General features: G+C 71.3%; 10 protein-coding genes and 1 pseudogene. 9 read left to right on the top strand and 2 right to left on the bottom strand.

What is annotated here, in order from left to right; genetic code table 11:
* Positions 1-177: pseudogene (locus ACFWRV_RS14700) on the top strand (two-component sensor histidine kinase); the annotation flags it as partial.
* Here the strand turns inward: ACFWRV_RS14700 and ACFWRV_RS14695 are convergent.
* Positions 111-1,655 carry a VWA domain-containing protein gene (locus ACFWRV_RS14695; protein ID WP_384333624.1) on the bottom strand — a complete coding sequence of 515 codons (1,545 nt, stop codon included), beginning with the start codon at positions 1,653-1,655 and terminating at the stop codon, positions 111-113. The pseudogene ACFWRV_RS14700 and the gene ACFWRV_RS14695 overlap by 67 nt on opposite strands.
* Positions 1,656-1,960: 305 nt before the next feature.
* Here ACFWRV_RS14695 and ACFWRV_RS14690 point away from each other — a divergent pair, with 305 nt between their 5' ends.
* The 3 genes from ACFWRV_RS14690 to ACFWRV_RS14680 all read left to right on the top strand — a co-directional run bounded on the left by ACFWRV_RS14690 (position 1,961) and on the right by ACFWRV_RS14680 (position 6,386).
* A complete protein-coding gene (locus ACFWRV_RS14690) occupies positions 1,961-4,030 on the top strand; it encodes a PhoX family protein (RefSeq protein ID WP_384333621.1) in 2,070 nt (689 codons plus the stop codon).
* Positions 4,031-4,221: 191 nt separating this feature from the next.
* Positions 4,222-5,889: a hypothetical protein gene (locus ACFWRV_RS14685; RefSeq protein ID WP_384333618.1), complete on the top strand. Its 1,668-nt coding sequence runs from the start codon at positions 4,222-4,224 to the stop codon at positions 5,887-5,889.
* Between the two features lie 95 nt (positions 5,890-5,984).
* Complete coding sequence (locus ACFWRV_RS14680; RefSeq protein WP_384333615.1) at positions 5,985-6,386, top strand: RNA-binding S4 domain-containing protein; 402 nt, start codon at positions 5,985-5,987, stop codon at positions 6,384-6,386.
* 87 nt (positions 6,387-6,473) lie between these two features.
* Here ACFWRV_RS14680 and ACFWRV_RS14675 read toward each other — a convergent pair whose 3' ends face one another.
* The gene (locus tag ACFWRV_RS14675) at positions 6,474-7,379 is read right to left on the bottom strand and encodes a hypothetical protein (protein WP_384333612.1); all 906 of its coding nucleotides are present in this window, start codon (positions 7,377-7,379) and stop codon (positions 6,474-6,476) included.
* Positions 7,380-7,510: 131 nt separating this feature from the next.
* Between ACFWRV_RS14675 and ACFWRV_RS14670 the strand changes: the two genes are divergently transcribed.
* From ACFWRV_RS14670 to ACFWRV_RS14650, 5 genes are all read left to right on the top strand, one after another.
* The gene (locus ACFWRV_RS14670; protein WP_384333609.1) at positions 7,511-7,918 is read left to right on the top strand and encodes a hypothetical protein; all 408 of its coding nucleotides are present in this window, start codon (positions 7,511-7,513) and stop codon (positions 7,916-7,918) included.
* 185 nt (positions 7,919-8,103) lie between these two features.
* The gene (locus ACFWRV_RS14665; RefSeq protein WP_384333606.1) at positions 8,104-8,706 is read left to right on the top strand and encodes an NADPH-dependent FMN reductase; all 603 of its coding nucleotides are present in this window, start codon (positions 8,104-8,106) and stop codon (positions 8,704-8,706) included.
* A gap of 58 nt (positions 8,707-8,764) precedes the next feature.
* Entirely contained in the window at positions 8,765-9,736 is a 972-nt protein-coding gene (locus ACFWRV_RS14660) for an ATP-binding cassette domain-containing protein (protein WP_384333603.1), read from the top strand.
* The gene (locus ACFWRV_RS14655) at positions 9,733-10,590 is read left to right on the top strand and encodes an ABC transporter permease (RefSeq protein ID WP_384333600.1); all 858 of its coding nucleotides are present in this window, start codon (positions 9,733-9,735) and stop codon (positions 10,588-10,590) included. The genes ACFWRV_RS14660 and ACFWRV_RS14655 overlap by 4 nt, the downstream gene beginning before the upstream one ends.
* A gap of 105 nt (positions 10,591-10,695) precedes the next feature.
* Positions 10,696-11,892, top strand: a complete 1,197-nt coding sequence (locus ACFWRV_RS14650) for a MerR family transcriptional regulator (protein ID WP_384333597.1) — start codon at positions 10,696-10,698, stop codon at positions 11,890-11,892.
* Positions 11,893-11,978 lie beyond the last annotated feature (86 nt).

The following is an 11,978-nucleotide window of genomic DNA, read 5'->3' as shown; positions in this document are numbered from 1 at the left end:
CTCGGTCTTTCGATCGTCGGGTCGATCGGGGTGGCCCAGGGCGTAAGGGTCACGGCGAGCCGGGGCCCCGCGGGCGGGGGGCTGGCCGTGACCGTACGGCTGCCGGTCGATCAGGCCTCGGCGCCGGCCGCGCGCGCGGCGGTCCAGGCGGGCAGCCCGGCGAGGATCTCCCGGTAGAGCTCGGCGTCCGCGATCTCGCGGGGCGCCGGGCCGGCGTGGAAGAAGCCGGCGTTCGGGGCGCCGAGCTTCCGCAGGAAGTCGAAGCCCTTCGCGTCCTGCTCGCCGAAGGCGACGAACTGGAAGAACAGCGGCAGCCGCGCCGCCTCCATGAGGGCCTGCCGGGCGGCCTGCTTGGCGTCCGGCGGGCCGTCCGTCTGGAAGATCACGAGAGCCGGACCGGTGGCCTCCGACTTCTCGTAGTGCGCGACGATCTCCTCGACCGCGCGGTGGTAGTGCGTCCGGCCCAGCCGGCCGAGGCCCGCGTGCAGCTCGTCGACGCGGCCCTCGTGGCCGGAGAGCGCGATGGAGCCGGTGCCGTCGATGTCGGTCGAGAAGAAGACGACCGGCACGGTCGCGTCCTCGTCCAGGTGCGCGGCGAGCGCGAGCGTCCGGTCGCCCAGGTGCTGGGCGCTGCCGTCCCGGTAGAACGGCCGCATCGAGCCCGAGCGGTCGAGCACCAGGTAGACGCGGGCGCGGAGCCCGGTCAGCCCCTGCGCCTTGAGCGCCGCCTGCGCCGCCTTGTACGGGGCGATCAGCTGGGGAGCCTGCGACTTGACCCGCGCGAGGCTGGTGGCGGGCTTGCCGGGGGCGGGCTCCGAAGCGGAGACGGCCGCCGGGGCTTCTTCGGCAGCGGCCGGCTCCGGTGCGGTGGCGGCCACCGGGGTCTCTTCCGCGACGGCCGGGCTCTCGTCCGCGACGATCGGCGTCTCTGTGACCGCCGGTGCCGCCGGTGCCGCTGAGGCTTCGGGGGCCTTGGGGGCATCAGTGGTCGCGGGGGTCTCGGAGATGGCCTGAGGTGCCTCGGGAGCGGTTTCGGGAGCCGTCTCGGGAGCCGCTTCCGGGGCCTGAGCCGCGGCCGGTGCGGCCTGCGCTGCCGGTTCCGGCTCCAGCTCCGGCTCCGGCTCGACCTTGGTCTCCGGCTCCGGGTTCTCGTCGAGGTCGAGGTCGATCGTGATCGGCTCCAGGGCCACCACGGGCTCCTCGGCGACCACGCGCTCCTCGGCGGCCACGGACCTCTCGGCGGCCCCCGGCTCTTCGACGGCTACCGGCCCCGGCTGCGGCTCCGCGGGCTTCTCCGCCTTCGGGGTCTCCTCCGGGGCCGACGCCTGCGCGGGGACGGTCGGCGACGGCTTGGCGGTGGCGGAGGCCTTGTCGAAGGCCTCCGCCACCAGGTCGGTGGCCTTCGAACCGTCACGCTCCGTGGAGTCGCCGGAGTCCGTGGACGGCGTGTCGGCGGAGGACGTGACAGGGGACAAGGGCGAGGCCGGGGCCGGGATCGACGCCTTCGGCTCCGCCGCGGGCTCGGCCGCCGAAGTGGTCTCCGACTCCGTCTCCTTGGGCTGAACGCGCTCGGCCTGGGGCGGGACGGTGGCCGTGGTCGGCTCGTCCTGCTCCGTGCGGCCGAACACCTTACGCAGCAAGCTCCGAATGCCCATGGGCGAGGCCTTTCGCATGAGTTGGGTGCGGGGAATGTCCGACCTGGGCGAATTCATCCCTGGCCAGGACGGATACGTAAGGTTAGCGGCCGGATCCGGCCGTTCGCCGGTGCGGCCCACCCCTGCGTCAACCGAGCCGAAACCGTTCCCGGACCGAGTCCGCCGCCGTGTCCACGACCGAGTCCACTACAGGACCTCAAGGGAACAGCGGTGACCCGGACTTCACCCGCCGTTCACCGGAAGTCCCACGGACCGCGTGGAGGCGCACCTACCGTCACGCACGAGACCAGACGGAGGGAATCCACGTGCGCAACCTGCTGCCGTTCATCAGCTCGCATCCCGGTGGGCGTTCCGCGCTGACCTGCCGCTTCCGCTGCGGGGACGCCTGCTTCAAGGAGACTCCCAACAACAGCGACAACGAGTACGCCGGCGACATCATCGCCGGTGCCGTGTCGCGCCGCTCGATGATGCGCGCCGCCGCCGTGGTGACCGTCGCCACCGCCGCCGGGACCGCCGCCCTGACCGGCCCGAGCGTCCCGCAGGCCGAGGCCGCCGCGCTCGCCGGGCACGGCGGCAAACCGGGCCGTCCCCACAAACCGGGCCCCTCCGGTGCGCGTGGCCTGCGGTTCTCGCCGGTCGCGCCCAACAAGGACGACAAGGTCACGATCCCCGACGGATACGCCCAGAACGTGGTGATCCGCTGGGGCGAGCCGATCCTGCGCGGCGCGCCCGCCTTCGACCCGGACAAGCAGACGGCGAAGGCGCAGGCCGGCCAGTTCGGCTACAACAACGACTTCCTCTCCCTGCTCCCGCTGCGCGGCGAGCGCGGCCGGCAGGTCATGGTCGCCAACCATGAGTACACGGACGAGATCCTCATGTTCCGCGGTTACGATCCGGCCAACCCGACCCGGGAACAGGTGGAGATCGCCTGGGCGGCGCACGGACTCTCCGTGGTCGTCGTCCAGGAGGAGCACCGCACCGGCAAGCTCGGGCCGGTCAGCCGGCACCCGCTGAACCGCCGGCTGACCGCGACCAGCGAGTTCCGTATGACGGGCCCGGCGGCGGGGAGCACCCTGCTGCGCACGTCCGCCGACCGCACCGGCCGCAAGGTGCTCGGCACCCTCAACAACTGCGCGGGCGGCACCACTCCGTGGGGCACCACGCTGCACGGCGAGGAGAACTTCAACCAGTACTTCGCCAACGGCACCACCGCCATGCACAAGCGGTACGGGATCGGCACGACCGGCTCCGAGCGCAAGTGGGAGCGGTTCGACCGGCGGTTCGACCTGGCGAAGGAGCCCAACGAGGCCAACCGCTTCGGCTGGGTCGTCGAACTCGACCCCTACGACCCGGACTCCACCCCGCGCAAGCGGACCGCGCTGGGCCGGTTCAAGCACGAGGCCGCGCAGCCCCGGCTCACCTCCGACGGCCGCCCGGTCGTCTACATGGGCGACGACGAGAAGTTCGACTACCTCTACAAGTTCGTCTCCAGCAAGCGGATGAAGAAGGGGAACTCGCGTGCCGCCCGCGAGCACAACCTGACGCTGCTGGACGAGGGCACGCTGTACGTCGCCAAGCTGACCGGCGACTCGCCGGTCAGCGAGATCGACGGCACCGGAAAGCTCCCCAACGACGGAGAGTTCGACGGCAGCGGCGTCTGGATTCCGCTGGCCACCGGCACCACCTCGCACGTCCCGGGCATGACCGCCGAGGAGGTGTACGTCTACACGCGCCTCGCCGGTGACAAGGTCGGCGCGACCAAGATGGACCGCCCCGAGGACGTCGAGCCCTCGCCGCGCACCGGCCGGGTCTATGTGGCGCTCACCAACAACTCGGACCGCGGCAAGGAGGGCAAGCCCGGCGCGGACGAGGCGAACCCGCGCAACGCCAACAAGCACGGGCAGATCCTGGAGCTCGCGGAGAACTGGGACGACCCGACGAGCGACGGCTTCGCCTGGCGGCTGTTCCTCGTGGCGGGCGACCCGGACGACCCGGCGACGTACTTCTCCGGCTTCCCCAAGGAGAACGTCAGCCCCATCTCCTGCCCGGACAACGTGGCGTTCGACGCTCACGGCAACCTGTGGATCTCCACGGACGGCAACGCGCTCGGCTCGCACGACGGACTGTTCGGCGTGGCGACCCACGGTGACCGGCGCGGTGAACTGAAGCAGTTCCTCACCGTCCCGGCCGGGGCCGAGACCTGCGGCCCGGTCATCCAGGACCGCCGGGTCCTGGTCGCGGTCCAGCATCCGGGCGAGATCGACGGAGCCTCCGTGGAGAAGCCGGCGAGCGTCTGGCCCGACGGGCCGGGCAAGATCGTCCGTCCCTCCGTCGTCGCCGTCTGGCGCAAGGACGGGCGCGACATCGGAGTGTGACCCCGGCCGCCCTTCCCATGGGGCCGACCGACCATCAGGCCCGTGCCCATCCGGCGCGGGCCTGATGTGCACCGTCAAAAAGATTCATAGGAAAAGGAGTTGACGGGCTACGGTGTGCGGCTGGTGCGGCTGATGTGTGCTCGGCGGCACCGATCACATGGAAACCGCACGCGTTGACCAGGAAGGACCCCATGGGACTCCCATCCCGCAGATACCGCCTCACGGCCTGTGCCCTGACGGCCGGAGCGCTCTTGACCGGCCTCGTGCCGACGGCCGGCGCCGCAGCCGCACCGGCGGGAAGCACGGCCAGGGCAGCCGCCGATCCGGCCCCGGCCGAGGACATGCCGGACGACGGGTTCGACGACGAGCACGCCGGCGAGCAGGACGACCTCGTCGGACCCGGCGGCAGCGCCGAGCTCCGGGCGCCAAGGGCGCAGGCCGCACCGGTCCCCGGCCGGGCGGCCGACTTCAAGCTCGCTGCGGGCAATTCCCTCTCGGGGCTCGTCGGCAAGCTGGACGCCGCACTGCCCAAGCAGGGCCTCACCGCGCTGATGGAGCAGGCCAACCGCCCCTCGGACCGGGACGACGCCTGCGGCAGCACCGCCATCTACGGCCCCGATCTGACGGTCAGCCACCGGATCTGCTGGGCTGACGACGACCTCGCGTCCACCGAGTGGATCCCCCAGGCCATCACCGGTGTCTCCGACGCCGAGGAGGACGAGGACTGGGGGTCGTCGAACGCCGAGCCGATAGCGGTCGCCTCGTACGACGCCAAGAACCCGGGGCGCAGCGACCAGGCGTCGGGCAGTGAGGCCTGCCTCCAGGCTTCCGCCTCCGACGCCTGCAACGAGAAGGGTGTCCGGGTCAGCTTCTTCAACCAGGCCACCCAGCAGTACCGCCATGTCCTGCTGGCCTGGCCGTACGTGAACTCGAAGAACAACATCTCCTTCGACGCGCTCCACGCGAGCGAAGGAAAGTGCAACGGCACCCCGACTCCCTCCTGCAAGGCGCAGAACGGCATCCACGCGGGCGGCATGGTCTGGTACGGCAACTATCTGTACGTCGCCGACACCGCCAACGGTATGAGGGTCTTCGATCTCCGCAAGATCATGGACCTCAACCCGGACAACGACGCCGCCAAGAACGACCCGACGCCGGACGGGCTGGAGAGCGACGTCACGGACAAGAAGCGGGTCGGACGGCAGAACAACGTCTGGTACTCCTTCGGCTACCGGTACGTCATGCCGCAGGTCGCCACCCTGAACTTCACCACGGCGAAGAACGGCGGTGACTCCTCCGGGAACCAGTGCTACGCCACCGGCCGTCCCAAGGCCTCGTACGTCTCCCTGGACCGAACGGGCACCGACCACCTGATCCTGGGCGAGTACTGCAACAAGAACAACGGCGGCACCAGCAACGGACGCGTCGGTACGTATCCGATGTCCGCGATCGCCGCCGCCGTCGAGGGCGGCCCGGGCACCGCCGCCTCCGCGGACGGCGCCTTCGGTCTGCCGACCAGTGGCACGTTCAACGGTGAGACGCTGTGGCACAAGATCCAGGGAGTGATGCGCTACGACGGGAAGTGGTACTTCCACCGCTCCAACGCCTACAGCAACGGCCGTCTGCTCCAGGCCACCCCGGCGACGGTCGACGGGACCACCCAGCTCGTGGGGAACACGAAGATCCTCCAGTCGTCGTACGGACCCGAGGATCTCTACCTGGCCCACGGGCGCGGCGACGGTTTCGCCCCGCAGCTGTGGTCGCTCAGCGAGCACGCCCCCAGTTCCTCCTGTGCCGGCTGCAAGCGGGAGCTGTACAGCTACAACATGAGTGAAGTGATCGGCGACTTCGGTTCCTGACCGATGGCCCGACACGGCGGTCGCGGGCGCCGTCCCGGCAGGTGCGGCACGTAAAGGACGGCGCCCCGCGCGTCCACCGGACTAGAGTCGGACCCATGGTTTCCGGTGACGCGCCGCAGGCGGAAGGAAGCGTCCGGGTCGACGTGTGGATCTGGTCGGTCCGGCTGACGAAGACCCGTGCCCAGGCGGCCGCCGCCTGCCGGGCCGGGCACGTGAAGGTCGGCGGTGAGCGGGCCAAGCCCGCCCAGGGCGTCCGCGTCGGTGACGAGGTACGGCTCCGGCATGCGGGGCGGGACCGGGTGGTCGTCGTCTCGAAGATCGTGAAGAAGCGGGTCGGCCCGCCGGTGGCCGCCGAGTGCTTCGTCGACAACAGCCCGCCCCCGCCGCCGCGCGAGCTCGCGATCCAGGTCCCGGTACGGGACCGGGGTACGGGCCGTCCGACCAAGCGCGACCGCCGTGAGATGGAGCGCCTCCAGGGGCGTCCGCCGGAGGCCTGAGCCGGTCGGCGGTCCCTCGTGCGGGTTCTGTCCCGTTGTTTCACGTGAAACGTCCGCACGGGTGTTTCACGTGAAACGTCTCCACGGTCACCCCCGCCCCGCCTTCCTGCGCCCCAGCAGCACCCTGGCCATCACCGCCCCCACGAGCAGGACCGCGCCGACCACCAGCACCACCCACACCGTGGTCCGCAGCGAGGCGGTCAGGGCGTCCACCACGGCGGCGGCCGCGTCCCGGTCGTTGTCCGGCACTTCGTCCAGCACCCGGCTGCGGCCGACCGCGACCAGCACCCGCAGCACGATCGCCCCCAGCACGAACCCGGCGCCCACGATGGCGGTGGCCCACAACCCGGCCCGCAGCCCGCGCCGGACGGTCGCGATGCCCACCACCAGGACGATGAGCACCAGCGTGGCGACGGCCGGCCAGATGCTGCAGTCGCGGAGCCAGTGGAACGAGTTCCTGAGCTCGTCGGCCTGATCGGGGCCGAGCACGGTGATCTCCGTCCGCTCGACCGGGATCTGGTCGGCGAACGGCACCCCGTCGCGTACCAGGTCCTGTTTGACCTGCTCGATCACCGGGGCCAGATCGATCGTGACGGCCTGGCCGCTGTCGCCGTCCAGCGCGGCTGTCACCGCCTGGTGAGCGGCCCGGTTCGCGGTGTCCCACGCGTTGCGGAAGGCCTCGGTGGTGGTGAACGACCGCACGGTCTCGTGCAGGAACTCCCGGACCGTGTCCTGGAGCGGACCGAGGTCGATCTGTCGCATCGCCTCCTCGGTGACCAGGTCCGCCACGGTGGCCTGCACCGCCGGGTCGGAGGAGAGCGGCGACACGGCGGCGACGTACCGGTCGGTGTCGTCGATCTCCAGGTCGACCCAGGCGGAGAGCGCGCTCAACGGCACGAGGACGGCGAGCAGGACGAGCAGGACCGCCGAGAAGGCCACCGCGACCGCCGAGGTCGAGGAAGCCGGGGACGTGGCCGAGGAAGAGGTCCGCACTCCCCCAGACAATCCCGTCCGGGGCCGGGCCGCTCCGGGCCGTAGGCCATTCGAGTTGCCGGGCGGCGCGGTCGGGTGTGCTCTGGAGAAACGGGGGCCTGCGACGGGGGCGACGGAAGGAGCTGTCCGCGATGGCCACACACGCAGCCATGCCCGGCCGAAGGGGTACCCGCGCCCACGCGCGGACCCGTCACCACTCGCCGCTCGCCTGGGCACTGCCTCTGGTACTCGGCGTGATCTACGGGTTCTACGCGGCGTTCATCCGACGCGACGGCGGTCCCAGCACCGGCGGACAGGTTCTGCTCGGGCTCGTCGCCGGTGTCGCTCTGGCGGCCCTCTGCTTCGCGGTGGGCCGGGTCCAGCGCTCCCTGCCGCGCGAGCTGCGGGCAGCCGTGTACGGCGCGCTGACCGCGTGCGCGATCGGCTTCCTGGTGAGCCTCACCGATACCAGCGTGCTGCGGTCGGCCGGTCTGGGGCTGGTCGTCGGGGCGGGCGTCCTCGTCGTGTCGTTCTACTTCCTCTACACGCGGGAGACCTGAAGCCCGTTCGGCATCCGGGCTTCTCCGACCGTGTGCGCGGCTGCCAGATTCAATCTGGCGGCCGCGCCCCCGCGTCTGGCGCCCATGAGGTGAGGGAGCGGAACGGCCTGACCCGGACAGAGGACCCGGCATGACGGGTCCGGGAGGCCGGGAGGCGACGGGGGTCGCGGGAGGAGGAGTCAACGATGACGACGGACGACAGCTCCGGCGAGGGCCGGGGTGCGGAAAACAGCCTTCCGCTGCGCGTGGCGGTGATCATCGGCAGCACCCGCGAAGGCCGTATCGGCGACGCGGTCGGCCGCTGGTTCATGGAGCGGGCCCGGCACCGGAGCGAGCTGGACCTCGCTGTGCTGGACCTCGCCGATTTCGACTTCCCGGTGCACTACCCGGGGCGGGCGACCGACCAGATGACGGAGTTCACCGGGGAGATCGCCAGGGCAGAGGCCTTCGTCGTGGTCACCCCGGAGTACAACCGCTCGTTCCCGGCCTCCCTGAAGCAGGCCATCGACTTCGCCTACGAGGAGTGGCAGACCAAGCCGGTCGCCTTCGTGAGCTACGGACACGGTTCCGCCGGGCTGTACGCCGTGGAGCAGCTGCGTTCGGTCTTCACCGAGCTGCACACGGTGACCCTGAGGAACGGGGTCGCGCTCGACGTCCTCCAGCAGCCGCTGGAGGGGCACCCCGGCGACACCGGCCGGGACCGGTCCGTCGGCCTGATGCTCGACCAGCTCGGCTGGTGGGGCTGGGCCCTGCGCGAGGCGCGCGCCGTCCGCCCGTACGTCTCATGAGCAGCCGGAGCACGGCGCGGACCACAGACTTCCACCGACGACCCACAAGGAATGGATCATGAGCACTGAACTGGCCATCGAGACCACGGGGCTGGTGAAGGTCTTCGGCGACAACCGCGCGGTGGACGGCATCGACCTCGCGGTCCCCACCGGCACCGTCTACGGCGTCCTCGGACCCAACGGCGCGGGCAAGACCACCGCCGTCCGCATGCTCGCGACCCTGCTGCGCCCCGACGGCGGCTCGGCGCGGGTGTTCGGCAAGGACGTCGTGAAGGACGCCGACGCGGTCCGCAGCCGGGTCAGCCTGACCGGGCAGTACGCCTCGGTGGACGAGGACCTGACCGGGGTGGAGAACCTGGTCCTGCTCGGCCGGCTGCTCGGGCACTCCAAGCCGGCGTCCCGCGACCGGGCGGCCCAACTGCTCGAAGGGTTCGGGCTGAGCGACGCCGCGGGCAAGCAGGTGAAGAACTACTCGGGAGGCATGCGGCGGCGCATCGACATCGCCGCCTCCATCCTGAACACCCCGGACGTGCTGTTCCTGGACGAGCCGACCACCGGACTCGACCCCCGCAGCCGCAACCAGGTGTGGGACATCGTGCGGGCGGTCGTCGACCACGGCACCACGGTCCTGCTCACCACCCAGTATCTGGACGAGGCCGACCAGCTGGCCTCCCGTATCGCGGTGATCGACCACGGCAGGGTCATCGCCGAGGGCACCAAGGGCGAGCTCAAGGCCTCCGTCGGCGCCGGCACCGTCCATCTGCGGCTGCGCGACGCCGGCCAGCGGGCCGAGGCCCAGAAGGTGCTCGCCCTCGCGCTGGACGTTTCGGTGCAGCTCGACGCGGACCCGGTGGCGCTGACCGCCCGGGTCGACGGGCAGAGCACCGAACAGGGCGCGGCGGAGCAGGCCGGGCGTGCCCTGGCCGAGCTGGCCCGGTGCGGCATCACGGTCGACAACTTCTCGCTGGGACAGCCCAGCCTCGACGAGGTCTTCCTCGCACTCACGGACAAGAAGGGAGTGGCGGCATGAGCACCGCGACCGCCAAGACGGAGCTGGAGGACGTCGCGCTCGTCGCGCCGGACAAGAAACGCCTCTCGGCGCTGCTGGTGGGCCACGAGCGCCCGCCGAGGCCGAGCGCCCTGTCGGCATCGGTGACCTTCGGCTGGCGCGCCATGCTGAAGATCAAGCATGTGCCGGAACAGCTCTTCGATGTCACGGCCTTCCCGATCATGCTGGTCCTGATGTACACGTACCTCTTCGGAGGGGCGCTGGCCGGCTCCACGGAGGAGTACATCCAGTTCCTGCTGCCCGGCATCATGGTGATGAGCGTCGTGATGATCACGATGTACACGGGCATCGCGGTGAACACGGATATCGCCAAGGGCGTCTTCGACCGGTTCCGCACGCTGCCGATCTGGCGGCCCGCTCCGATGGTCGGCTATCTGCTCGGCGACGTCCTGCGCTATCTGCTGGCGTCGTTCGTGATGCTCGCCGTCGGCATGGTCATCGGCTTCCGTCCGGACGGCGGTGTGCTCGGCGTGCTGGCCGGCATCGTGCTGCTGGTCGTGTTCTCGTTCGCGTTCTCCTGGATCTGGACGATGCTCGGGCTGCTGCTGCGGTCCGAGAAGTCGGTGATGGGCGTCAGCATGATGGTGATCTTCCCGCTGACGTTCCTCAGCAATGTCTTCGTCGACCCGAGCACGATGCCGGGCTGGCTCCAGGCCTTCGTGAACAACAGCCCGGTCACCCACCTCGCCACGGCGGTGCGTGACTTGATGGCGGGCGACTGGCCGGCCACCGAGATCGCCTGGACGCTCGGCTGGACCGGGGTGCTCCTGGTGGTCTTCGGCTCGGCGACGATGCGGATCTACAACCGGAAGTGATCGACCGCGGCCGGGCCCGCCCCGTGCATCCTTGACCTTCCCCGCGGGGGCAGCCCCAGCATCGGTGGGGCCGGGCGGAAGTCGCCCGGTACGAGGAGGTACGGGGTGGAACGCGAAGGCCGCGCGGTGGGCGCCGCGAGCGGGGAGCTGGTGACGATCGGGGAGTTCGCCCGGTTGTCCCGGCTCTCCGCCAAGGCGCTCCGGCGCTACGACGAGTTGGGTCTGCTCCCACCCGCCCTGGTCGACCCGGTGAACGGCTACCGGTACTACGACCCGGCGCAGGTGGAGGGGGCCCGGCTCGTGGCGTGGCTGCGCAGGATCGGCATGCCCCTGAGCCGGATCGGCCGGGTCGTGGCGCTCGACGCGGGTGCCGCGGCCGTGGAGATCCGGGCCTACTGGGCGCGGGTGGAGGCCGAGACGGCGGCCCGGCGCGATCTGGCGATGTACCTCGTCGGCCATCTGTCAGCGGAGGGCAGGACCATGTCGCGGATGCCGGACAACACGGAGAACACAGGCACCTCGGAGAACACGGGGGACCCGGGGGCGGTGCCGCTCGCGATCAGGTGCGCCGCGCTGACCGATATCGGCGCGGTGCGTACGGCGAACCAGGACGCGGCGTTCGCGGGGCCCCGGCTGCTGGCGGTCGCCGACGGTTTCGGGGAGGGCGGGGCCGAGGCGAGTGCTGCGGCGATCGAGGCGCTCAAGCCCTCCGCGTGGGGCGCCCGGGACGGTGCGCTGTCCGCCGCGGAGCTGCTGAACGCCTTGGAGGACACGGCGGATTCCGCTGCTCGGGCGGTCCGGGACGCGGTCGCACCCTGTGCGGCCCCGGACGGTTCGGGGACCACGCTCACCGCGATGCTGTGGACCGGATCGCGGCTCGGGCTGGTGCACATCGGGGACTCGCGGGCCTATCTGCTGCGGGGCGGGGAGCTGTTCCGGATCACGCACGACCACAGCCTGGTCCAGTCGATGATCGACGACGGTTCGCTGAGCCGGGAGGAGGCCGCTTCCCACCCGGGCCCCGCACTGCTGCTGAAGGCGCTGGTCGGCGAGGCGCGCTCCGCCGGGGTGGCCGTGGCGTGCCGCGCCGACGTCCGCTTGCAGGAGGTGGCGGCGGGGGACCGCTATCTGCTCTGCTCGGACGGCCTGTCGGCGGTGGTGGACGAGGCGGACCTGAGGGCGGCGGTCTTCGCGTCGGACACCCCTGAGGAGGCCGTACGCCGGCTGGTGGGCCTGGCCCGCGAGGCGGGCGGGCCCGACAACGTGGCGTGTGCCGTGGCCGACGTGGTCGTCGAGGCCTAGGGCCTGTCGCTGGGGCCTGTCCGGCCGTGATCCGCCGGACACGCCCCAGCGGCACGGGGAGAGGAGGCGGCGGTCCCCGGCCGGGG

Origin of the sequence: Streptomyces sp. NPDC058576 (assembly GCF_042718715.1) — a bacterium.
Taxonomy (GTDB): Bacteria; Actinomycetota; Actinomycetes; order Streptomycetales; family Streptomycetaceae; genus Streptomyces.
This window is presented reverse-complemented; position numbering and strand designations above follow the sequence as displayed.